The 22,164-nt window shown below is 37.1% G+C and carries 22 protein-coding genes and 2 other annotated features; of the genes, 5 read left to right on the forward strand and 17 right to left on the reverse strand.

Going from position 1 to position 22,164, the window contains the following annotated elements:
• Positions 1 to 324 precede the first annotated feature (324 nt).
• The 6 genes from ytpR to ACIQX2_RS11680 all read right to left on the reverse strand — a co-directional run bounded on the left by ytpR (position 325) and on the right by ACIQX2_RS11680 (position 4,374).
• On the reverse strand, positions 325 to 930 hold the full coding sequence (gene ytpR, locus ACIQX2_RS11655) for a YtpR family tRNA-binding protein (RefSeq protein ID WP_402850318.1): 606 nt from the start codon (positions 928 to 930) through the stop codon (positions 325 to 327).
• Complete coding sequence (locus ACIQX2_RS11660) at positions 927 to 1,742, reverse strand: DUF1444 family protein (RefSeq protein ID WP_402850321.1); 816 nt, start codon at positions 1,740 to 1,742, stop codon at positions 927 to 929. The genes ytpR and ACIQX2_RS11660 overlap by 4 nt, the downstream gene beginning before the upstream one ends.
• Positions 1,743 to 1,798: 56 nt before the next feature.
• Complete coding sequence (locus tag ACIQX2_RS11665; protein ID WP_402850324.1) at positions 1,799 to 2,107, reverse strand: thioredoxin family protein; 309 nt, start codon at positions 2,105 to 2,107, stop codon at positions 1,799 to 1,801.
• 13 nt (positions 2,108 to 2,120) lie between these two features.
• Positions 2,121 to 2,633, reverse strand: coding sequence for a hypothetical protein (locus ACIQX2_RS11670; protein WP_402850327.1), 513 nt, complete (start codon positions 2,631 to 2,633; stop codon positions 2,121 to 2,123).
• Between the two features lie 63 nt (positions 2,634 to 2,696).
• A complete protein-coding gene (locus tag ACIQX2_RS11675; RefSeq protein WP_402850330.1) occupies positions 2,697 to 3,221 on the reverse strand; it encodes a DUF84 family protein in 525 nt (174 codons plus the stop codon).
• A gap of 79 nt (positions 3,222 to 3,300) precedes the next feature.
• Positions 3,301 to 4,374, reverse strand: coding sequence for a M42 family metallopeptidase (locus tag ACIQX2_RS11680; RefSeq protein ID WP_402850333.1), 1,074 nt, complete (start codon positions 4,372 to 4,374; stop codon positions 3,301 to 3,303).
• Positions 4,375 to 4,531: 157 nt separating this feature from the next.
• On the opposite strand from ACIQX2_RS11680, the gene ACIQX2_RS11685 reads away from it, so the two are divergent.
• Positions 4,532 to 4,846, forward strand: a complete 315-nt coding sequence (locus ACIQX2_RS11685) for a hypothetical protein (RefSeq protein WP_402850336.1) — start codon at positions 4,532 to 4,534, stop codon at positions 4,844 to 4,846.
• Between the two features lie 176 nt (positions 4,847 to 5,022).
• Here the strand turns inward: ACIQX2_RS11685 and ACIQX2_RS11690 are convergent, their stop codons facing one another.
• The 7 genes from ACIQX2_RS11690 to pepV are packed head-to-tail and all read right to left on the reverse strand — an operon-like array spanning position 5,023 to position 11,241.
• Positions 5,023 to 5,868: a YtnP family quorum-quenching lactonase gene (locus tag ACIQX2_RS11690; RefSeq protein ID WP_402850339.1), complete on the reverse strand. Its 846-nt coding sequence runs from the start codon at positions 5,866 to 5,868 to the stop codon at positions 5,023 to 5,025.
• Between the two features lie 14 nt (positions 5,869 to 5,882).
• Positions 5,883 to 6,524 (reverse strand): tRNA (guanosine(46)-N7)-methyltransferase TrmB, encoded by a 642-nt coding sequence (trmB, locus tag ACIQX2_RS11695; protein ID WP_402850342.1) that lies wholly within the window; start codon positions 6,522 to 6,524, stop codon positions 5,883 to 5,885.
• Between the two features lie 19 nt (positions 6,525 to 6,543).
• Positions 6,544 to 7,461 carry a diacylglycerol/lipid kinase family protein gene (locus tag ACIQX2_RS11700; protein ID WP_402850345.1) on the reverse strand — a complete coding sequence of 306 codons (918 nt, stop codon included), beginning with the start codon at positions 7,459 to 7,461 and terminating at the stop codon, positions 6,544 to 6,546.
• Positions 7,454 to 8,437: a nuclease-related domain-containing protein gene (locus ACIQX2_RS11705; protein WP_402850348.1), complete on the reverse strand. Its 984-nt coding sequence runs from the start codon at positions 8,435 to 8,437 to the stop codon at positions 7,454 to 7,456. Before ACIQX2_RS11705 ends, ACIQX2_RS11700 begins: the two co-directional genes overlap by 8 nt.
• Positions 8,421 to 8,984, reverse strand: a complete 564-nt coding sequence (thpR, locus tag ACIQX2_RS11710) for an RNA 2',3'-cyclic phosphodiesterase (RefSeq protein ID WP_402850350.1) — start codon at positions 8,982 to 8,984, stop codon at positions 8,421 to 8,423. Before thpR ends, ACIQX2_RS11705 begins: the two co-directional genes overlap by 17 nt.
• Positions 8,981 to 9,832, reverse strand: coding sequence for a D-amino-acid transaminase (dat, locus tag ACIQX2_RS11715; RefSeq protein WP_402850353.1), 852 nt, complete (start codon positions 9,830 to 9,832; stop codon positions 8,981 to 8,983). Before dat ends, thpR begins: the two co-directional genes overlap by 4 nt.
• 2 nt (positions 9,833 to 9,834) lie before the next feature.
• The gene (gene pepV / locus ACIQX2_RS11720) at positions 9,835 to 11,241 is read right to left on the reverse strand and encodes a dipeptidase PepV (protein WP_402850356.1); all 1,407 of its coding nucleotides are present in this window, start codon (positions 11,239 to 11,241) and stop codon (positions 9,835 to 9,837) included.
• 484 nt (positions 11,242 to 11,725) lie between these two features.
• On the opposite strand from pepV, the gene ACIQX2_RS11725 reads away from it, so the two are divergent.
• Complete coding sequence (locus ACIQX2_RS11725) at positions 11,726 to 11,947, forward strand: DeoR family transcriptional regulator (protein WP_093060335.1); 222 nt, start codon at positions 11,726 to 11,728, stop codon at positions 11,945 to 11,947.
• Between the two features lie 37 nt (positions 11,948 to 11,984).
• Here the strand turns inward: ACIQX2_RS11725 and ACIQX2_RS11730 are convergent, their stop codons facing one another.
• The gene (locus tag ACIQX2_RS11730; RefSeq protein ID WP_402850358.1) at positions 11,985 to 12,707 is read right to left on the reverse strand and encodes a pseudouridine synthase; all 723 of its coding nucleotides are present in this window, start codon (positions 12,705 to 12,707) and stop codon (positions 11,985 to 11,987) included.
• 9 nt (positions 12,708 to 12,716) lie between these two features.
• A complete protein-coding gene (locus ACIQX2_RS11735; RefSeq protein WP_402850360.1) occupies positions 12,717 to 14,333 on the reverse strand; it encodes a putative polysaccharide biosynthesis protein in 1,617 nt (538 codons plus the stop codon).
• Positions 14,334 to 14,688: 355 nt separating this feature from the next.
• Here ACIQX2_RS11735 and ACIQX2_RS11740 point away from each other — a divergent pair, with 355 nt between their 5' ends.
• From ACIQX2_RS11740 to ACIQX2_RS11750, 3 genes are all read left to right on the forward strand, one after another.
• Positions 14,689 to 15,951, forward strand: a complete 1,263-nt coding sequence (locus ACIQX2_RS11740; protein ID WP_402850363.1) for a BaiN/RdsA family NAD(P)/FAD-dependent oxidoreductase — start codon at positions 14,689 to 14,691, stop codon at positions 15,949 to 15,951.
• Positions 15,952 to 15,975: 24 nt separating this feature from the next.
• Positions 15,976 to 16,207, forward strand: a binding site (T-box leader).
• A 63-nt stretch (positions 16,208 to 16,270) separates the two neighbouring features.
• Positions 16,271 to 17,659, forward strand: a complete 1,389-nt coding sequence (trpE, locus tag ACIQX2_RS11745) for an anthranilate synthase component I (protein ID WP_402850366.1) — start codon at positions 16,271 to 16,273, stop codon at positions 17,657 to 17,659.
• Positions 17,656 to 18,243: an anthranilate synthase component II gene (locus ACIQX2_RS11750; RefSeq protein WP_402850368.1), complete on the forward strand. Its 588-nt coding sequence runs from the start codon at positions 17,656 to 17,658 to the stop codon at positions 18,241 to 18,243. Before trpE ends, ACIQX2_RS11750 begins: the two co-directional genes overlap by 4 nt.
• Positions 18,244 to 18,446: 203 nt before the next feature.
• Here the strand turns inward: ACIQX2_RS11750 and ACIQX2_RS11755 are convergent, their stop codons facing one another.
• Both ACIQX2_RS11755 and leuS read right to left on the reverse strand, forming a co-directional pair.
• A complete protein-coding gene (locus ACIQX2_RS11755) occupies positions 18,447 to 19,154 on the reverse strand; it encodes a DNA alkylation repair protein (protein ID WP_402850371.1) in 708 nt (235 codons plus the stop codon).
• Positions 19,155 to 19,488: 334 nt separating this feature from the next.
• Complete coding sequence (leuS, locus tag ACIQX2_RS11760) at positions 19,489 to 21,900, reverse strand: leucine--tRNA ligase (RefSeq protein WP_402850373.1); 2,412 nt, start codon at positions 21,898 to 21,900, stop codon at positions 19,489 to 19,491.
• Between the two features lie 43 nt (positions 21,901 to 21,943).
• Positions 21,944 to 22,155, reverse strand: a binding site (T-box leader).
• Between the last annotated feature and the right edge of the window lie 9 nt (positions 22,156 to 22,164).

Consider the following 22,164-nt stretch of genomic DNA (forward strand, 5'->3'; position numbering starts at 1 on the left):
TACCAATAATAATAGGTTTCGTCTGTAATTAACAGGTAGAATGGGAAAAATATCATGCCTTTTTGTTGTTTGCCTATTTGTAAAGTGCCACTTATGTATTGGGAGGGTGATTGTTTTGGGTAATGTTACCATTGTGTGAGTAAATCCTGGGCGAAAGCGAGTAATTTGTGAGTGGGCGCAAGTAACTTATTGGATAGAGGAAGCTTGAAAAGGAAGGTAGTAGTAATATTTATTCTAAAAGTATCTTGATCCCAATGTTCATGGGAAACTATGATATACTTTCTCAAAAAAAAAGCACACCTCAATGGTATGCTTTTCCTTCATTTAAACTAAAAATTCACTTCCGACTTCTTTTTTCTCTTCCAGAATAAGAATTCCTTTTACTTCTGGTGCGTTTGGAATCGCTAATTCTCTTGCGGAGCATAGCATTCCACTTGAAGCAACACCTCTCAGTTCAGCATCTTTTATCACCATACCTGAAGGCATAACGGCACCTACCTTTGCTACTACTACCTTTTGACCAGCTTCTACGTTCGGTGCACCACACACGATTTGTAATGTCGTATCCCCAACATTAACCTGGCATACTTTTAACTTGTCGGCATTGGGATGCTGCTCCAGCGATTCCACTTGACCAACAACAAATTTAGGAGACAGGTCCACTTCTAGTGTGTAAGATAAGCCATTTTTCGCTAAAACCTCTTTTACAGTTTCTACTAATTCTTCGGTTAAAGGAACATTTCCTTGAACTTCCAACTCTTTATATTTACTAAATTCAAAAATATTTATAGCCAATACTTCATTTGTTTGTGCATCTTTTACTTGCGTGACATCACCATTTGTTTCTGTAATAACCTTCTCTGCTTTTTCAGGTGTTAATTGGATTAATAATACATCGCCAACTCCAGCTTTGTTGTAAAAAATATTCATTCGTCTTCGTTCTCCTTTGATACTCGATTTTTCGCCATGATAAATATCGGTTCTAAATCTCCATTTTCATAGATGAAAGATAAGGAAGTAACAGGCACAGTTCCTACGGTGAAGAAATGCATCGTCATTTGCGCTAGAACATCATAGCCAGTTTCATTTCTAATATCCCCAATTATCATAACATCTTGATGGGGTACAGAAATAGTCATATCTCCAGTAATTTGTTTTTTCATATCTTTTAATAACGATTCGTTAAGTATACGACTTGCATCATAGCCATCGTTATTATTAAAGAAATAAAATATATTACCCGCAACCTCATCCGTTTTAAAGCGATTTTCTAAATTTCTAACTTGGAAGATAGCTCGTTCTCTTACTTCCGTCTCTCTTACCTTCCAGTCTGCGAGCATCTTTTCATCTAGCAAACGGTATGTACTACCAAGATCTACAGCATAGTAAATTCGTGTTTCTGCAGTATGATCCTTCGTTATAAAGCGATTGCCTTCATTAGACTTAAGTGGGAAAGAAGTAGAACGGATCACTGGATATACTGATAATGATGGATCTATTTCACCGGCCATCTCTTTTTCCATCGCTTGAAATGTTTCGTGTATCGTATAAACAACCTCGTTAATCGCCACTTCTTTTTTCGTTTCATATTTAGCTAAGATTGGAGGAATCGAAATTTCAATTCCTTTCGCTGTAGCTTTATGAGTCAATCGTAGCTTATTCGTTTCTCTATTATAGTCGTAAGTATAAATATCTTCGGAAAGCTTTGTTTTTAAGAGTCGTACAAGTTCAAGTGCTTTCAATTTTATCTTTTCCTTTCATAAACAAAACGGTCCACTATGTGAACCGTTTCATCCAATTAAATCGATTGAAGAAATTTCTCAATCTCTTCTCTAGTTTTGCGGTCCTTACTAACAAAACGACCTTTTTCTGCGCCATTTTCATATGCTAGAAAACTAGGAATACCAAATATATCAAGCTCGATGCATAAATCGATGAACTGATCGCGGTCTACGGAGATAAATGTGAACTCCTTAAATTTTTCTTCTACCTCTCCCATGAATGGATCGATGAAATGACAATCTGGGCACCATCCTGCAGTAAATTTAAATACAACTTTTTCTTGCTTTAATTGTTCAAATTGTTCTATTGAAGCTAGATTTTCCATATGTATCACTCCTCTAGTTTGTTGCAATGGACCGAACAATAAGCATCATTTTCTTTAAATTATTTGCAATATCTTGCTGTTCGGAAAGGGTAGTTAGTTTAATACCGCCAATACTTGTTATGAGCTCGTATTTTTCTTCACTATTTTCAATAATCGCAGCAAATCCAAAACGTCCGTTTTGCTCGAAAGTTTTTTCTTTTATTACTTTTAAATTACTATCTGATGTCATCAAATTATAATATAGTTGACTGCTTTGCAATTCATTCGGATTAATAAATAGAATATATGAATCATTTCCTTTGGAAAGAAGAATATTCGTCTCATTTGATTCTTCCTCTATCGAAAAACCACTAGGTAGGAATATATTGATATCATTCACTTTTTCATTTGGTTTTTCTGCATCTTCTTGAAATGCTACTTTTGCATTTTCAAGCCCATCTGAAGTCTGTTCCTCTAAGGTAGAACATCCAGCTAATAAAATGACAGCTAGTGACGCGATCAATAATCGCATCCATTTTCGGGTCATTCTCGTTCCTCCATTCAGTGCATAACTGCTATATATTTTAACGATGATTACATAGTGTTGCAACTACTTGAGCTTATTAGAAAATACAAATTGCCCTATCAATAATAACATTATATGCTCAAACATAGCACTTCTATTAACAAATCCATTTGAAAATACTCCAATGGCACCTTCTTCATGACGAATACCATTCTTATTAGAATAGACGTCCATTACTGGTCCAAGTTCCGCACCGGCAAATAATTGTTCCGCTATTTCATCAGGGAGTGGAACTCCAGCTCCTGTAGCCGTAAAAACATCACCCTTTTGTGTTACGAGAGCTCCCCAATTACACATGTACATTTGCCCATCAATTACCTGAACTCCACCTTCTAAGCCTATTCCAAACACTGCTTCATCTGATTCCACCATCAGTTGCTTTGCTCGGTTAATAGCCCCTTGCCGTGTCTCTTTCTGACTCATAGGCTGATCGGACACTAGTGATGGAACTTCTTTATTCTCAAATATTGCATCTGGATAATACATCCTAGAAATGGTCTGGACTGCTTTTGTTTTAGCCCTATTATGAGTACCGATTAATATCTTCATACATTTATCCTTCTTTCTAGTTAAAAAGATGCCTTTAAAGGCATCTTTTTAAACTAAAGTATCGCATCTGTTGCTTTACTTATACGTTCGATTTAATTGTTTCTAAAGTAGTGCGGTCGCATGATTTAACTAATTTGACAATAAGCTCTTTAGCCGCAGCATAATCATCTGTATGAATTATAGATGCAGACGTATGAATGTAACGTGAGCAAATACCAATTACCGCGCTTGGAACTCCTTCATTTGAGGTATGAACACGTCCCGCATCTGTACCACCATGTGAGATGAAATATTGATAGGGAATATTATGCGTTTCTGCAGTATCTAATACAAACTCACGCATACCTCGATGAGTTACCATTGTACGGTCGAAAATTCGTAAAAGTGTTCCTTTTCCAAGTTGCCCAAACTCACTTTTGTTACCCGAAGCATCATTGGCAGGACTTGCATCTAAAGCAAAGAATACGTCAGGGTTAATCATATTCGCTGATGCCTGTGCACCACGAAGACCTACTTCCTCCATAACGTTTGCACCAGAGTAAAGCATATTCGGTAGTTGGTCGTTCTGTACCTCTTTTAAAAGCTCAATTGCTAAGCCACAGCCATAACGGTTATCCCAAGCCTTCGCCATAATTTTTTTATCATTTGCCATCGGTGTAAATGCACAAACTGGGACGATTTGATCACCCGGTTTAATACCCATTCGTACAGCATCCTCTTTGTCATCTGCTCCAACATCAATTAACATATTCTTTATATCCATCGGTTTGTTACGAAGCTCATCGCTCAACAAATGAGGAGGAATAGAACCGATTACTCCTGGAATCGCTTTATCCTTTGTGACCACATCTACTCGTTGTGCAAGTAAAACCTGGCTCCACCAACCACCTAATGGTTGAAAACGAACCATTCCATTATCTGTGATTCCTGTTACCATAAATCCGACTTCATCCATATGACCTGCAACTAATATTTTCGGTCCATTTTCATCGCCTTTTTTAAGTCCAAAAATTCCACCTAGGTTATCTTGAACAATCTCACCTGAATATTTAGTCAGTTCATCGCGCATAAAGGCACGAACTGCATTTTCATTGCCAGGTGCTCCTGGAAGTTCTGTCAACGTTTTAAATAATGAGCGTGTTTCTTCATTCATATAAAAAAGCCTCCTAAAGCTATGCAGAAAATAATATCCTTCTCTTATTGTAATAAAAGATCTCTTCGTTTACTACAATAAAACTTCGTAATCCGAAAAATTTAATAGTATTGAGGATGTATGATACACTAAAAAAAATAAGATGGGAGGAATAATAATGAAATTAAAAGATTATATGATGGGACTTGGAACTGGAATTGTTATAGGGGTTATTGCCAGCCAAGCTACAAATAAGATGGATTTCAATCGTTCAGCCGAGCTTGTGTTAAATGAAATTAAAAATTCTTTCAAAAAAGAGGGTCCAATTGATGGATCATGGATATATATGTCACCAGAAAAACTTCAAAAAGCTGCCATTAGTATGAATGTTTATAAAGGTGGAATTTCCCGTGTGAAGAATGGTGAACTTGAGCAATATGAGTTCGCAGCAGATGCAAAAACAGGTTCAGTTGTGGACTTAGTAAAACTCTAAGTATTGAAAAAGAATGGTTGATCATGAGTTTCATCATGATCAGCCATTTTTTTGTCATCTAAAAATGTTTTGTTGGCATAAATGGAGTTTTAGTTGGGATAAATACCTTCCCAGTTGGAATAGATTATATTTTCCACAAAAAAAGAGCGAAGACGATGTCATCACTCTTTTTATTCCTACCTAGTTCTCTCCACTAAGTCCACTATTTCTTTTCCATCTTCGGACCATTTGATCATTCGATAAAATGCATCGTGGTAGAAGCTGAACCAGTAGTTATGTTGAAGTGCTTGTTTAACCCATTTTTCTTTCGCAAACACAGAAGTCATCGGGTAATCATCATATGCAAGCACCCAAAGTGGATTTTGGTGCGCATGGGTAGGCATTAAATCTGCCATATGTATTACTGTATCCTCCGCTTGCTTGAATACTACAATACTATGTCCGTCACTATGACCACCAGTATGAATCATTTGAATTCCTTCTATTACCTCGAGCGAATCTGTAAACGGTACTACTTGGCTTTCAATTGCCTCCCAATTTTCTTTCCAGTACGTATTTTTGGATCGAATATTTGGATTTCTCATCTCATGCCATTCAACATCAGATACGTATATTTTGGCATTTGGAAAAGTGGAAACAATCTCATTGCCTTCCCATTTTGTCAGGCCACAGGCATGATCGAAATGGAGATGCGTCATCATGACTATCTGAATATCCTCTGGTAATATTCCTAATTCTACTAGATTATCTTCCACCTGGGATTGATCGGTAACTCCATAGTTTCGCAATTGCTTCTCGGTCATTTTACGATAGCCGAGACCAGATTCCATTAAAATATTTTGACCTTTATATTGGATAAGTAATGGATCTGATGGTAGTTCAATTTGGTTTTTCTCATTGACCGGATATTTCTTTTCCCATAGTGGTTTTGGAACAACCCCAAACATGGCACCCCCGTCCATAAAAGTTGTTCCTCCCTTTAACCATGTAAAGGACATTTCATGAAATTTAAACGTGTCCATTTCCCAGCACCCCTTTAGATGTATTTTGCTTCTACTCGATAGATAGGCTGTCCTTTTGCAGAAAACTTTTCTTCATATTCCGTCATAACATTATCCTCAGGCATATTTACATGCAAGTCGAGCGAGACATCCTTGATAAGCATCCCGAAAGCAGACATACTCGTTAATGAGTATTCAAATAGACCACGATTATCTGTTTTGAAATGAATTTCAGCATGGTCTACTAAAATCGATTTATATAACTCTAAAAATACCGCATGTGTCAAACGTCTTTTAGCATGTTTAGTTTTTGGCCATGGATCTGAGAAATTTAAATACACACGATCGACGTCATTTTTTTCAAAATACTGCGCTAAATCTGCTCCATTTACTTTCAATAATCGTAAATTTGGTAGTGGCTGCGCGGCAATTGCATTTTCCAATGCGGACACAATAACACTATCATATAATTCGATTCCGATATAATTGATGTCAGGGTTTTGTTTAGCCATTCCTGTTACAAATTGACCTTTACCTGATCCTACCTCGATATGCAATGGATGATCATTATTAAACTCAACGTTCCATTTCCCTTTTTTTTCTTCAGGATTTGGTATTACTATTTCTGGGTGAGCATTGATAAAATCCTCTGCCCATGGTTTATTTCTTAACCTCATTATTTAAACTCCTTTTTCTTTAACGGCTTGCTAAATTCCATGCATTTGCTACTACGGAACATGTATAAGCTGTATCTTTATCGGTTACGCCTGAAAACTCTCCGTCTACATGACCAAACACTTCATTATGAAGGACCATTTTAAAATCGGATGCTTGGAACTGTGTAACTTCTTTAAATTTAGTATGTTTTCCAAAGAATACTGTACCAAAAATAAATAATAATTTCCATCTTGATAATTTGTTAACTACCGTCAGCTCAAGTAATTGGTCATTTGCAATAGACGTTGGAGAGATTTTCATGCCACCTCCAAAAAATGGCTGATTGCAAATAACAAAAAACCATACATCATCAAATCGGATAATTTCATTATTTGTATGTAAAGTAAAAGAAAATTTATCAAACGTAAATAATTCTTTCATTAAATATAATATGTATGCAACTTTACCAAGTCTGAATAGGTTTAGCCTACCCTTCCATGCAGAATAATTTGCTAAATAAGCAACTTTTGCATCAAAGCCAAATCCTGCATTATTAACAAATTGATATTCCCTTTCAGGAGTTCGCACAGTTCCCAAATCCATTTTTTTGTGACTGTAACTATTTGCATAAGTTTTTAAATCTTTTAACGTATGAATAACAGCAAATGTTCGGCTAAAGTCATTTCCACTACCTGCAGGAATAAATCCGATTCGAACGTGTGCAAAACCTACTACACCAACTATAATTTCATGTATGGTACCGTCACCGCCAACTCCAACTATTAGCAAATCGTCGAGCGAGTCTGCACAGCTTTTTGCTATTTCGGTGGCATGCTCTGTTCTTTCTGTAAAAAATACTTGATGCGGAATATCAATTGTTTCTTTCCATTTGTTCCATACTTTCTTACCTAAACCATTTCCTGCGTGCATATTTACGATAAAAACTATATTACTCATCGGTTTCCTCGCTACCCAAATCCCAGCTAGATCTGGAATAAGAAGTCGTTTGAACTAAGTCCAATATTGCCTGTGCTGCTTTAAATTGCATATGCTTCATCGGGGAAGGTGAAGATTTCAAAGATAAAAACCACTCTGGAAATTTACGAGTATCGATAAAATCGGTGTTAAACGAGTTTCCTGGATAATCAATATAGCCATTTCTAGAAAGAATTACTTTTTTTATCGGCAGCTCTATTTCTTGCTTTTGGAAAATCTGACTTAAGATAGATTCCATCCGATTGAGATTAATCGTTGGATTTAAAATTTTCTTTTCATCTTTTCCGCTTTTCTTTAGCCAGAACCGATCTCCGCTTCCTATAAAAGCATCGGAAGCTTTACCCTCAAGAGCTACGATACATACCACTTCTGTAGGCAGTATTAGTATGATATCTAATTCAATTGGTGCTTTTTTAAGCTTCAAAATAGGATAATAAAATAAGAAATAATTATCGGGTAATTTCTGTGTTAAATCTCGCAGCATGGAGTCTCGCATATATTTTGGATCTATATAAGACTTTTCACGTAACGTGGAACTTGCCCATTTTAACTGAAAATGAAATAACTGATCTAAATACATTCTCTTTAACTCTTCTTTTGTTTGCGGATTATATACTAGTTTAGGTTCAAAATGTAAAGTAGTAGACTCTTCAGGAATCAAATCCTCATCACTCAACTCATTAGTTTGCCAGTCTAGCTCTTCCGTTGTTTCTTTTTTATGCTTTGGAAAAAGAATAGAGAAAAGCGTTTTTTTCTCGTATTCTTCCAGAACTTCCTCTTCTTTTTCGATCCAATCAGAGTTAAAAGAACCTCGTTCCCACTCTTCCTTTGTTCGATCCCACTGCTGTTTCTTTAAGCGCACAAACTGAGTGGGATATCTTTTTAGATCTATTTGGTATCTAGAAACATAATCTTGTAATTTAACTAGTTGGGCCATTCTGGTTTCCCTCCCTATTTAAAAATGTACTAACTTCCTCGTAACGCGGAGATTGAGTTACATTAATCGTATAAATAGAAAAACTGTCTACGTTAAAGGACAGATCAGGTAGTTTAAAGTTAACTAAATTGACCGATTCTTTTGCTGCCCATTTTTTAGCGATAGTAATATGGGCAGTATAGTCGTTTTTTTCCTGTACTTCTATAATATCGGCTAATCGCTCTACAATTTTTTGATGCAAAAAATGTAGAGGATTACTTTTTTCTAACGCAGTATATACAACGCGTGGAGTGACGTCACTACCAAAATGCGCCACTCCACTTGTTGTTAGTTCAAATGAACCCCATTCTAACAGATGAAAAGAATCTATTATTTGAGTTAGTGTATCGTCTACTACATGTCCCAAATAATACAAAGTTATATGAAGATCCTCTGCTACCGGTAGTATTTTATGAGTCTTTTGTAAGTTTGTTTTATCACGTTCCTGAATAATGGCGTTTGCTACCTTCATTGGAATCTTTATCGCGATAAAATAATGCTTGTTCATACTTCAACGGATGAAGGAATTCTTTTTTCAAAAGCTACTTGAAGCTTTTCTGTCCATTCTCCACGTTTACCATTACCAATTAGTTTATCGTCAATCGAAATTACAGGCATTACTTCTGCATTTGTAGAAGACATAATCATTTCATCCATTTCCAATGCTTGCGTTTTCGTAAATGCCTCTTCCACTACTGATAGCCCTATTTCCTCACAGCAGTTTAAAATAACTTGGCGAGTAATTCCGTTAAGTATTAAATTGCTAACTGGATGAGTATACAAAACACCATCCTTAATACCGTACATATTAGAGGATGAACCTTCCGTAACCATTTCTCCACGATGTAGTACCGATTCATAGCAGTCTTTACTAATTGCTTCCTGTTTCGCAAGAACATTACCCAATAAATTTAACGACTTGATATCACAACGAAGCCAGCGGATATCCTCTACAAAGCAAGTTTTCACTCCATTTTCTAGCTGAGAAAGAGGGCGTGATGTTTCCTTTGTATATGCTGTTAATACAGATTCAACCGATGGAACAGGAAAATTATGTTGGCGCATGCTAGTACCGCGTGTAATTTGGAGATACACTTGACCGTCATGAAGCTCATTCATTTCAATAAGGTCGTGTAGCATTTTGTGCATAACGTCTTTAGTATAGGGAATTACTAATTGAATTTTGTCAGCACTCGCATACAATCGGTCGATATGCTCTGTTGCAGTGAACATATTCCCGTTATATATTTTAATCACTTCATAAATTCCGTCGCCAAATTGATAACCACGATCCTCGTAACCAATTTTCACATCTTCTTCTTGAACAAATTGATCATTCCATAATACTTTTACCATGCTTATTCCTCCTCGAATTTTGAGCTTCCAGCAAGTTCTACAATTGCATCTGCATAAATAGCAGTAGCTTTAACTAAATCTTCAATATCTACATATTCATCTACTTGATGTGCTACGTCTTTTCTACCAGGGAAAAGCATACCGAATGCTACTCCTTTTTCTAAAACTCTTGCATAGGTACCTCCACCGATAGACAAAAGTTCTGCTTTTTCACCAGTATGTTTTTCGTATACTTTTTGTAAAGTTTTGATGAGTATATCTTCTTTATCGACATAATGTGGTTTAGAGTTAGTACCCAAATCCAATGTAATACCAGTACCACTTAGTAGCTCTCTACACGCTCTTAATTGTTCATCGAAAGGATAGTTGACAGAATAACGCATACTCACCTGTGTGCATGAACCTTGAGCAGGTGCATAATGAATGACCCCTGGATTTAATGTCGTATCCCCTGAAATTTCATCTGTAAAATTGAGTGCCAAAGAATGTCCTCTACTCTCTTCACCGAAAGAATTCACTAAAAAGTTTACAAATGCTTTGGAATGAGGCGTTAAGTTAATGTTTTGTAAAAATTTAGCTAGTACAATTCCGGCATTAACCCCATCATCTGGCTCCATGGCATGTGCAGATTTACCAAACACAAGCACTTTTACCATCGGACCTTCTTGTGTAACTTCGCCATTAATATTATGTTCTGCCGCAAACGCTTGGAACTTTTCTTTAATCATATGTAAACCACCGAATAATACTGCAAAGGCTTCATCGGGCACCATATTTGTACGTTTACCTGCTTGGAAAAATTGTATCGTTTCCGTATCAGCTGAACCGGTTTGCGTAAAGATCAGACTAGCTATACCTTTTTCTGCATTAATAATTGGGAAATCCGCATCTGGGGCAAATCCCATTTGGGGCATTGCTTCTTTTTCAAAATATCTAGCCATACAACGGAATCCACTTTCTTCGTCTGTTCCAATGATGAGACGGACTTTTTTGGCAAGCTCAATTCCTGCCTCTTTTACTAGATTCATCGCCATCCAAGCTGCTATCGTTGGTCCTTTATCGTCAATTGCACCCCGACCAAACACTTTCTCATCAGCAACTACCCCTTCAAAAGGTGGATATGTCCAATTTTTACCCTCTGGCACAACATCTACGTGACATAGAATACCTAATATATCTTCGCCTTCACCCATTTCAATATGTCCAGCTACATTATCAACGTTTTTGGTTGTAAATCCTTTTTGCTCTCCTTCATTTAACATATGGAGAAGCGCTTCTAGTGGTTTAGGACCAAAAGGCATTTCATCATTACCTGCTTTTTCATCCATCACACTTGGAATTTGTATTAACCTTTGTAACTCTTCTACTAAATCTGCTTTTTTAGATTCTGCTAATTCTAACCAGTTCATTTTAGTTTCCTCCTCTGTCATCCTTACACTTCATTTTACACTTTTTATCTAAAAAGACATAAATATCTGTTAGTTGTTTGATTATTTGCCCAAAAGGTTTATTTACTTACAAATCGGGAAATTAATCAATAAAAATCTACGATACTTTGGCTATTAGCAGCAGGAGTAGTGAAAGACTACAGGCTCGAGCTGTGCCTATAGAAAGTTTCCACATAGAGCAGAAATCAGCGTTGCTCGGATTTCCCTATGTAATTTATGTTACTTTTAGCTCACCCCAAAACTAAAGAGAAATGTGAATTATTTGTAAATATCATAATCTCTATAGAAATTTCAATAGAAATTTATTATAATGGAATTGTCAGAAAGAAAATATTCTGACTACCATCATTGTAAAGGGGCTGTAAATTGCAATTACCTAGTTGCTTTTCACCCAAGTCGTCCGCTAGTCTAGCCAAGAGATATCATGATGAAGGAGTGGTTACTTATGAAACCTACTACTGATCGGATGCTTACTCGAATTAAAGACATGTATATGTTCATCCGTGATAATGGAACTGTAACAACACAAGACTTAGTCGATGAATTTGGCATCACTCCTCGCACGATTCAACGAGATTTGAATGTGCTTGCTTTTAATGACTTAGTTATTAGTCCGACAAGAGGCAAATGGACCACGACGAACAAACGAGTCAAATTGACATCTTAGATATTAACGATACGAAAAGAATGACCATGCTCAGTGATTAAGCGAGGTCATTCTTTTGCTGTATTTGTTCTAACTCTTCTTCCGTTAGTTCTCTGTATGTGCCCTCTGAAAGGTTTTTGTCTAGCACTAGCTTCCCCATCGAAAGCCTTTTTAAATATACAACTTTTTTCCCCACTGCCTCAAACATTCTCTTCACTTGATGAAATTTACCTTCTGTAATAGATAATTCTATTTCAGAAATAGGTCCTCTATTTAATATATTGAGTATCCCTGGCTTTGTATGATAGCCATCATCCAAAATTACCCCATGAGAAAAGGCTTCAATATCCGATTCATCAACCACACCTTCTACTTTCGCATAATACACTTTTGGTACGTCCTTATTCGGCGAGAGCAGACGATGTGTTAATGCACCATCATTTGTCAATAGCAGCAGACCAACTGTATCCTTATCTAATCTCCCAACTGGATATGGATCAAAATGGCGGACATCATCATCTAAGAGATCAATAACTGTTTGATCCCTAGAATCCTCTGTCGCAGAAATTACCCCAGGAGGTTTATTCATCATTAAATAGATGAACTCTTTGTATTCCACAGGCTCTCCGTATACAGTCACTTTATCTGTAATTTCATTCACATGCATGGAACTATCTTTGACAGCGACCTCGTTTACTTGAATAGCCTTTGATTTGACTAAAACTTTCACTTCTTTTCTTGTACCATAGCCCATATGAGCTAAAAATTTATCTAAACGCATGTTCGTCACCTACAAACCAAATTTTTTCGTTAATCTTGTCAGTCTCTCTCCAAATAGTTTTTGAGCAAGACCCAATCGTAATGTAACAAACGCATAAAAAGCTGCTCCGATACACGCACAAACGATAATGACTATTAAAGCCCCTAGCTTATTATCAATTACAAATAGATTTTCCATACCTACCTTAATTACATAAACAAGTATTAACATAAGGACATTGATAATAAGGATCAAAACAATCCTTCTAATAACCATAGTCGATTTATAGTGGAGTGTCTTACTAATAGCAAATAAGTTTAAGCCAATCGCTACTAAGTAACCACAAGCTGTAGCTAAAATGGCACCATCTGTTTCAAACGCTTTGATAAGAGGTATATTAAGCAAAAGTTTCGTCAGAATCCCTAATAAAAGATTTAAAATAATTAACTTTTGACGGTCTATCCCCTGCAAAATAGCCGTGGTAACCGGATATAATGCAAACAAAACAGCGACTGGTGCATAATGCGCTAAAACCTCAGCACCGTCTACACTTGGTTCATAAAATAGATGATAAAACTCACCTGATAATACGGATATACCTAAAGCTGCTGGTACCGTTAAAAACAGAAGAATTTGAAATGATTGGTCTAATGATCTTCTTACTTGTATAAAATCTTTTTTAGCATAATAGCTCGTAATATACGGAACTAAAGCCATAGAAAAACCGGTAGCTAACATTACTGGAATCATTACAAGCTTATGAGTAGTTAAGTTCAACATACTTAAAAATATATTAGATAGCTTACCGCTAATACCAATGTCATGCATAGCACTGTTAAAAGTAATCATATCGATAAATTGAAATATCGGATTAATAACTCCAACTAAAGCAAATGGAACTGTATAGATTAATATTTCTTTATAAATATTAGTTAGGGATACATTAGATGTCGTATTTCCACTTCCGTCTAACAGATCATTAAACTCAGGCTTCAACTTTTTCCAATAATAATACAAAACGACTAATCCGGCTATAGCGCCGATAAAAGCTGCGAAAACTGCAAATGAAACTGCCATTTTTTCAGATCCATTAAACACTTTTAGAACGAGAAAAGCCCCAATAATCACAAAGAATACACGAGCAATTTGTTCAATCAATTGTGATATAGCAGTTGGTGTCATATGCTGATACCCTTGGAAGAATCCTCTTATCAAGCTCATCAAAGGTACGATAATTACAGCAAAACTCACATATTTAATAACTGTCGCAACATCTTGAACTGTTATTAAAGCCTCATCATCTTCAATAACTAAATGTGCTATAGGTTCAGCCAATGTAAATAGAATGATAAACCCAATAGTTCCGGTAAGACTCATTAATACCATGCTAGATTTTACTAACTTCCTACCTGTTGCATAATCTCCAAGCGTATTATATTTTGCCACAAATTTTGAGACGGCAACTGGTATACCAGATACTGCTACGGCTAGCATTATGGAGTAAGGCACGTATGCATATTGGTAAAGTCCTATATACTCTTCGCCTATTAATTGATAAAAAGGAATTATATAGAGAATCCCTAAAACTCGCGATAATAAAAGACCGACCGTTAAGATCATGGTCCCTTTCAATAAATTCGATGCCATCTAACCCATCCAATCCTATCAAATTCTTCTCGGCGAATGTGCTCCTGCGCACGCTTGTCGCAAAAAACAGTGCGCCTAGATTTTTCTCGAGCTTGCTTGAGAAATTCATTTAAAAATCTCTGACATCCGCCGGAGGCCTTAACTTTATTAAGCAGAGGTTTGTGAACACCACATAGTTGAATATATATCTTGATTCACCTCCACTTCTAGAAGTGGGAAACTCTGCTCCTGCGCAAGCACGTTGCAAAAAAACATCTGCTTATTGAAGTAAAAATGTCTATCTTACAGTGTACAACTGTCTAAAGAAAACCACAATCATGTATAATAAAGAAAAAAGTGAAAGTGTGAATTTATTATGTATGACGTTATTGTAATTGGTGGGGGTCCCTCTGGATTAATGGCCGCTGCCGCAGCAGGTGCAGAAAACAAGAAAGTACTACTTATTGAAAAAGGAAATAAGCTTGGGAAAAAGCTTGCTATATCTGGTGGAGGACGCTGTAATGTTACCAACAGACTTCCCCAAGAAGAAATTGTAAAAAACATTCCTGGAAATGGACGATTTTTATTTAGCCCTTTTTCTGTTTTTAATAATGAAGATATTATTGAGTTCTTTGAGAATCTAGGAGTTGCTTTAAAGGAAGAAGACCACGGAAGAATGTTCCCTGTGTCCAACAAAGCGATGGATGTCGTTAATGCCCTACTTGATGAGTTAAATAGATTACAGGTAGAAATAAAGTTAAATTCAGCTGTAGCCAAATTATTGATGAATGATGAAAAAGTAATTGGTGTTAGACTAGCTACTGGTGAAGAAATTACTTCAGGTGCCATCGTTGTTGCGGTCGGAGGTAAAGCAGTTCCTCAAACCGGATCAACTGGAGATGGTTATCCATGGGCTGAAAAAGCTGGACATACTGTAACGGATTTGTATCCTACAGAGGTACCTTTATTGTCCAATGAGACATTTATCAAATCGAAGGAGCTTCAAGGCCTTGCACTTCGTGGTGTTGGTGTTTCTGTGTTAAATAAAAAAGGAAAACCAATTATTACGCATGAAATGGATATGCTGTTTACCCATTTCGGCTTAAGCGGCCCTGCCGTCTTAAGATGTAGCCAATTCGTTGTAAAAGAACAAAAGAAAAATGGTGGACAACCTGTTGCTGTTCGAATTGATAGTCTTCCGGAACAAAACGAAGAAGAAACTTTCCAAATGCTCTTATCCTCTCTAAAAGAGGACCCCAAAAAAGCGGTGAAAAATGTTTGGAAAGGAATTGTTCCGGAAAGGTGGTTATTATTTTTACTTCAACGAACTGGCATTCAAGAAAGTGAAGATGGCCAAAATTTAGCACACGAGAAAATACGAGCACTTGCCCATGAGTTAAAACAATTCAACGTATTTGTATATGGTACACAACCTTTAGAAAAAGCTTTTGTAACCGGTGGAGGTGTATCCATCAAGGAAATTGAACCAAAAACAATGGCTTCCAAGAAAAAGGCTGGACTCTTTTTTTGCGGTGAAATATTGGACATCCATGGTTACACAGGTGGATACAATATCACCTCTGCCCTTGTTACAGGAAAAATTGCTGGGATGAGTGCTGCAAAATCGATTGAATTTTAAAATAATTTATAATACAATAATCTATAACAAGCGATAAGGAAGAATAGTAACTTTATGAAATGCTCTAGAGAGCTGACGCTAGGTGCAAGTCAGTGCAGACAGTAAAGTGAATGGGCTTCTTAGCTCCAAAGCTGAACATTTACACTCAGTAGGTTTTGGCGTTCGTCTACGTTATAGGACTCGCAACTGTTTGGTTGCAATAAGTGGATTACAATAGTAATCAATAAAGGTGGCACCACGGCTCTCCGTCCTTTTCGATGGAGGGCCTTTTTGTGTTTAGTTGAGCTGAGATTAGCCTAAGAAAAAGGAGAGCTGAGAAATGACAGTTGAGACGAGAAGCTATCAAATGAAAGAAATTCAAGGGGATATGATGACTCCTATTTCCATTTATCATTCATTAAAAGGAAAGAAAAAAATGTTATTTGAATCCTCTGCAAAGCATGAGGAAAGTGGAAGATATTCATTTATCGCTGTGGATCCCATCGGTGAATTAACCGGTAACCAGCATGGGTACTCATTAGCACTTGAAAATGGAGAAATCGACCAAGAGAAAATATCTGTAATTGAAAAACTTAAGATGTTGCTACCTATACATCAAGAACTTTATCCATTTTCTTTCTTTGGAGGGGCAATTGGCTATTTTGGCTATGAAACAGCGTTCTATAATGAGCAAATCGGTCATTTGTTAAACGATGATTTAGAAATGCCCGATGTTCACGTCATGTTTTACGATACATTTATCATTTTTGATCATTTGAAACAAATAGTGACTATTGCTGCTATAGATTTATTTCAAAATGGGCGTTCAACTGAAGATATGTCTGTTTCAATTGATAATATTCTAGCTGAGCTTCAGCAGGGACCAAAAATGGTAGTTAATATGGACTCACCGCTCGCTTTTAAACCACAGATTCAAGAAAAAGACTTTACACATATGGTAGAAAAAGCAAAGGAACATATTTTAAAAGGCGACATATTCCAGGTTGTACTGTCTCAGCGTTTTACCTCTCCCTTTAATGGAGATCCTTTTTCGCTATATCGACAGCTTCGTACCTCCAATCCATCTCCTTATATGTTCTATATGGATTTTGAAGCCTATACGATATTGGGAACATCTCCAGAAAGCTTAGTTAAGGTAAAAGATGGGTTAGTGACAACAAACCCTATAGCTGGCACAAAACCCCGTGGTATAAATGCGGAGGAAGATACTCGCATAGCAAGCGCTTTATTGAACGATGAAAAAGAAGTTGCAGAGCATCGGATGCTCGTGGATTTGGGACGCAATGATATTGGTCGAATTGCAGAAATTGGAACTGTTCATATAGAGAAATATATGAAAATTGAGTACTACAAATACGTCATGCATATAGTGTCGGAAGTTACTGGGCGACTGAAGGAAAATGCACATGTTCTAGATGTGTTAACTACTTGTCTACCAGCTGGAACTGTATCTGGTGCACCGAAAATTAGAGCCATGCAGATTATCAATAATTTAGAGCCTATGAAACGCGGTGTTTACGCAGGGGCAGTTGGCTATATTTCCGTAACTGGTAATATGGATTTAGCGCTTGCCATTCGAACAATGGTTGTAAAGGATCGTTTTGCCCACGTTCAAGCTGGAGCCGGTATTGTCCATGATTCTATTCCAAAGAGTGAATATGAGGAAACGCTCAATAAAGCTAAGGCTCTTTTGGAGGTGCAACGATGATTTTACTGATCGATAACTATGATTCATTTACGTATAATTTATATCAGCAAATAAGCATGCTTGGCAAAGATGTGAAAGTCGTTCGTAATGATGTTATTTCTATTGAGGAAATTGAAGCGCTGAACCCGGAGGCAATTATAATTTCTCCCGGACCAGGCACTCCTGCTGATGCTGGTATTTCCATCGAAGTTATTCAAAAGCTGTACAAAAAGTATCCAATTTTAGGTATTTGTCTTGGCCATCAATCGATTGGAGCGGCTTTCGGAGCAAAAATTGTGCAGGCAAAAACGATTATGCACGGTAAAATGTCCCCTATTTCCTTTAGAAATCAAGGACTTTTCGAGAGTTTTGAGGAACCGATTTCGGTCATGCGCTATCATTCGCTTGTCATTGAGAAAGAATCGTTAATAGATGAATTGGAAGTGCTTGCGAGAGCGAACGATGATCATGAAATAATGGCAATTAAGCATATAAACTTTCCATTGTATGGTCTTCAGTTTCATCCAGAATCAATTGGGACAGAGTTAGGAGATCGAATCATGCATTCATTTATCGAAACACTTGAAAGAAATTATGTAAAATAAGCTAAAATGGGCTCCTTGACTGAATCTAGGAGCTTTTTTCATTCGCAAAAACCTCGAAAATGAGTTTAGTTGGAATCTTTGGAGGGGTTAGTTGGAACTTTGAGAAGCTTAGTTGGAATTTTGAAGAGTTTAGTTGGAATAACCAAAAAACGTAAAAAAGCTGCTTCTCCGAAAAAGGATGAAGCAGCTTTTCTAACGTTATTTTAACATCTAACATATTTGCGTTTAAAACCAATTCTACCTTTATCTACTTCTTTTTGAATAGTTTCGAAAGCATTTAAGAAAGCACTTTTTTTGTTTTCACGTTTCATTTCTACCACTCCGATTTCATTAGCCGTCTCGACTGCCTTTTCATGAAGTGGCAAATAAGAAATCCCTACAGTATATAAAAAATTATTCATAGCTGATTTTGTGCGTTCTGGCGAATCGTTAATCGTATTCTTCACTAGGTCAAGCATTTCAGCAATCTTACTTTCTGAGAATTCGAAGTCTTTTCGATTTCCTAAAAGCCAGCAGTAACAACTCCAGCCCGCCGACATTCTCAGCTCTTCACCGCTTGCTATCCATTTATCAGCAACTTCTTGTGCAATATCTGACTCGGATAAAGTTACAGCAACCACATAATCAGAAAGCATATAAAAATAAGCACCATCCATCCAGCGGTCATAATCTGCCTCCGTCATGCCTTTTGGATCTGCAATAACTCCCGCAAAGTACATAGCATCGTAGTTGCCTGTCGCATATAGTTCTTCAGCTAACGCTTGATCTATTTTTATCTTCTTTGCAATTGGTTTCATAGCTCCTGTAGCTACGCCAAATAGTGGCTCATGCGCACCATTAGACATATATATTTTTTTAGTTCTTTCCTTACCAAGGGCCTCAAGTTCCTGCATAACTGTTTCAAAATTCATCGTTTTTACACTTCCTTCTTTAACTAATAAATTGATTTTATATCCCTATTATAACAGGGATCTATAAGAAAAAATAAAACCAGTGAGGATTTTTCATCCCCACTGTATCTTAGCTTAATATTAGGTTTGTACTTCAATATTTAAACATGCAGGTTCCTACTTTTTCATCAATGATTGCCTACAGAATTCCCGTCATCATCACCAGTTTGTAGTCCTATTAAATGGTTAACTGGATTCCCTTCGACATATACATTATTAATTACAAATTCTAGATACAATAAACAAAAAGCTGCTTCCCATCTAAAAAGGGAAAGCAGCTTAGCTTTGTATTTATTTATATAACGATATTCACCATTTTGCCTGGAATTGCAATAATCTTCTTCACTTCTTGCCCATCCAACCATTGCTGTACCTGTTCGGAAGCAAGAGCTAACGCTTCTAGCTCTTCTTTTGTTGCATCTTTGGTCACAAGTAATTTTGCACGAACTTTTCCTTTAATTTGAACCGGAATTTCTACTTCATTGTCTACTAATTTAGATTCATCAAAGGTTGGCCAAGACTCATATACGATTGTATCGTTATGTCCAAGAATGCTCCAAAGTTCCTCTGCAATATGTGGAACGATTGGAGAAATAAGCTTCACAAATCCTTCTACATATTCTTTTGAAATCTGCTCAGCTTTGTAGCCTTCATTGATAAATACCATCATTTGCGAAATGGCTGTATTATAATGCATAGCTTCAAAGTCTTCTGTCACTTTTTTAACTGTTTGATGATACGCTTTTTCCATATTAACGGAAGAAGTATCAGTAACTTTAACACTTAATTTACCGTCTTCATCGACAAGCAAACGCCAAATACGATCTAGGAATCTTCTTGAACCATCTAACCCATTTGTTGACCAAGGTTTCGAAGAGTCCAGTGGTCCCATAAACATTTCATAAAGTCGAAGTGAATCGGCACCATGACTTTTCACGATATCATCAGGATTAACTACATTCCCTTTCGATTTAGACATCTTCTCATTACCTTCACCAAGAATCATTCCTTGGTTAAATAACTTTTGGAATGGCTCTTTCGTTGTCACTACTCCGATGTCGTATAGGAATTTATGCCAGAAGCGCGCGTACAATAAATGAAGAACTGCATGCTCTGCTCCACCTACATAAATATCAACTGGAAGCCAACGCTTCGCTAATTCTGGATCTACTAGTGCTTCGTCATTATTTGGATCGATATAACGAAGGTAATACCAACAGCTACCTGCCCACTGCGGCATTGTATTCGTTTCACGGCGACCTTTTTTACCTGTAACTGGGTCTACAACATTTACCCATTCCGTAATATTAGCTAGTGGTGATTCCCCTGTTCCACTCGGTTTAATATCCGTTGTAACTGGAAGCATTAATGGTAACTCAGATTCTTCTACTGGTGTAGATGTACCATCTTCCCAATGAATAATTGGAATTGGCTCACCCCAATAACGTTGACGGCTGAATAACCAGTCACGTAGACGATACGTGATTTTCTTCTCACCTTTACCGTTTGCTTCAAACCATTCGATTGCTTTTGAAATTGCTTCTTGTTTATTTAAGCCATTTAAGAATTCTGAGTTAACAAGCGTACCGTCAGCTGTGTAAGCTTCTTTTGAGATATCCCCGCCAGAAACTACTTCTACGATTGGCAGATCAAATTGTTGCGCGAACTCATAGTCACGCTCATCATGAGCAGGAACTGCCATAATAGCACCCGTTCCGTATGTTGCTAATACATAATCCGCAATCCAAATTGGCATTTTTTCGCCATTTACAGGGTTAATCGCATAAGCACCTGTAAATACACCAGTTTTATGTTTTGCTAGATCTGTACGTTCTAGGTCACTCTTCAATTTAACTTGATCTTTATAAGCTTGCACTGCTTCAGCCTGTTCAGCAGTCGTAATTACATCAACAAGCTTGTGTTCTGGTGCCAATACTGCATAAGTTGCGCCAAAAATAGTATCGGGGCGAGTTGTAAATGCTCGGAATGATTCTTTTGAACCGTCCACCTCAAAAGTAAGCTCTGCACCTTCTGAACGACCAATCCAGTTACGTTGCATTTCTTTCAAGCTATCTGGCCAATCAAGATCATCTAAATCTTCCAAAAGTCTGTCTGCATAAGCAGTAATGCGTAGTACCCATTGACGCATTGGACGACGTTCTACTGGATGCCCTCCACGCTCTGACACTCCATCGATTACTTCTTCATTAGCCAAAACAGTTCCTAAAGCTGGACACCAGTTTACTGGTACTTCATCTACATATGCAAGACCTTTTTTGTACAGCTGGATGAATATCCATTGTGTCCATTTGTAATAAGAAGGGTCTGTTGTATTAACCTCTCTGTCCCAGTCAAATGAAAATCCTAAATCCGTCATCTGACGTTTAAAGGTAGCAATATTTTTAGCAGTGAATTCTGCTGGATCATTCCCAGTATCAATTGCATATTGCTCTGCTGGAAGACCAAAAGCGTCCCAACCCATTGGATGAAGAACGTTATAGCCTTGTTTACGTTTAAATGCACTTAAAATATCTGTTGCAATATATCCAAGTGGATGCCCTACGTGTAGACCTACGCCTGATGGATAAGGGAACATATCCAATGCATAAAATTTGGGTTTGGATGGATCATCTGTCATCTTATACGTCTTATTTTCTTGCCAATACTTTTGCCACTTTTTTTCAATTGCCTCATGATTAAATCTCATAAAATACTCCTCCTCTAAATAAAAAAACTCGCCCCTTAAAAAACTAAGGGACGAGAGATATACTCACGCGGTACCACCCAAATTAGTGAAAAATCACTCAACTTGACTCCTTAACGCGGAAAACGGTATAAGCTACTGTTAGTTCACTTACACAGACTCAAAGGCGAGTTCAATAGTTCGTAACGCTAACTTGCACCATCCGTTAGCTCTCTAAAGAAACGAAATTTATCTACTAATCCTTTTCACAGTCCAATTCTATTAGTT

Source organism: Psychrobacillus sp. NPDC096623 (genome assembly GCF_044762655.1).
Classification (GTDB): domain Bacteria; phylum Bacillota; class Bacilli; order Bacillales_A; family Planococcaceae; genus Psychrobacillus.

Excerpts from the sequence above, each read along its gene's own strand:
- ytpR (WP_402850318.1), bottom strand. The coding sequence starts at position 930 with ATGAATATTTTTTACAACAAAGCTGGAGTTGGCGATGTATTATTAATC.
- ACIQX2_RS11665 (WP_402850324.1), bottom strand. The coding sequence starts at position 2,107 with ATGGAAAATCTAGCTTCAATAGAACAATTTGAACAATTAAAGCAAGAA.
- ACIQX2_RS11670 (WP_402850327.1), bottom strand. The coding sequence starts at position 2,633 with ATGACCCGAAAATGGATGCGATTATTGATCGCGTCACTAGCTGTCATT.
- ACIQX2_RS11675 (WP_402850330.1), bottom strand. The coding sequence starts at position 3,221 with ATGAAGATATTAATCGGTACTCATAATAGGGCTAAAACAAAAGCAGTC.
- ACIQX2_RS11680 (WP_402850333.1), bottom strand. The coding sequence starts at position 4,374 with ATGAATGAAGAAACACGCTCATTATTTAAAACGTTGACAGAACTTCCA.
- ACIQX2_RS11685 (WP_402850336.1), top strand. The coding sequence starts at position 4,532 with ATGAAATTAAAAGATTATATGATGGGACTTGGAACTGGAATTGTTATA.
- ACIQX2_RS11690 (WP_402850339.1), bottom strand. The coding sequence starts at position 5,868 with ATGGACACGTTTAAATTTCATGAAATGTCCTTTACATGGTTAAAGGGA.
- trmB (WP_402850342.1), bottom strand. The coding sequence starts at position 6,524 with ATGAGGTTAAGAAATAAACCATGGGCAGAGGATTTTATCAATGCTCAC.
- ACIQX2_RS11700 (WP_402850345.1), bottom strand. The coding sequence starts at position 7,461 with ATGAGTAATATAGTTTTTATCGTAAATATGCACGCAGGAAATGGTTTA.
- ACIQX2_RS11705 (WP_402850348.1), bottom strand. The coding sequence starts at position 8,437 with ATGGCCCAACTAGTTAAATTACAAGATTATGTTTCTAGATACCAAATA.
- thpR (WP_402850350.1), bottom strand. The coding sequence starts at position 8,984 with ATGAACAAGCATTATTTTATCGCGATAAAGATTCCAATGAAGGTAGCA.
- dat (WP_402850353.1), bottom strand. The coding sequence starts at position 9,832 with ATGGTAAAAGTATTATGGAATGATCAATTTGTTCAAGAAGAAGATGTG.
- pepV (WP_402850356.1), bottom strand. The coding sequence starts at position 11,241 with ATGAACTGGTTAGAATTAGCAGAATCTAAAAAAGCAGATTTAGTAGAA.
- ACIQX2_RS11725 (WP_093060335.1), top strand. The coding sequence starts at position 11,726 with ATGAAACCTACTACTGATCGGATGCTTACTCGAATTAAAGACATGTAT.
- ACIQX2_RS11730 (WP_402850358.1), bottom strand. The coding sequence starts at position 12,707 with ATGCGTTTAGATAAATTTTTAGCTCATATGGGCTATGGTACAAGAAAA.
- ACIQX2_RS11735 (WP_402850360.1), bottom strand. The coding sequence starts at position 14,333 with ATGGCATCGAATTTATTGAAAGGGACCATGATCTTAACGGTCGGTCTT.
- ACIQX2_RS11740 (WP_402850363.1), top strand. The coding sequence starts at position 14,689 with ATGTATGACGTTATTGTAATTGGTGGGGGTCCCTCTGGATTAATGGCC.
- trpE (WP_402850366.1), top strand. The coding sequence starts at position 16,271 with ATGACAGTTGAGACGAGAAGCTATCAAATGAAAGAAATTCAAGGGGAT.
- ACIQX2_RS11750 (WP_402850368.1), top strand. The coding sequence starts at position 17,656 with ATGATTTTACTGATCGATAACTATGATTCATTTACGTATAATTTATAT.
- ACIQX2_RS11755 (WP_402850371.1), bottom strand. The coding sequence starts at position 19,154 with ATGAATTTTGAAACAGTTATGCAGGAACTTGAGGCCCTTGGTAAGGAA.
- leuS (WP_402850373.1), bottom strand. The coding sequence starts at position 21,900 with ATGAGATTTAATCATGAGGCAATTGAAAAAAAGTGGCAAAAGTATTGG.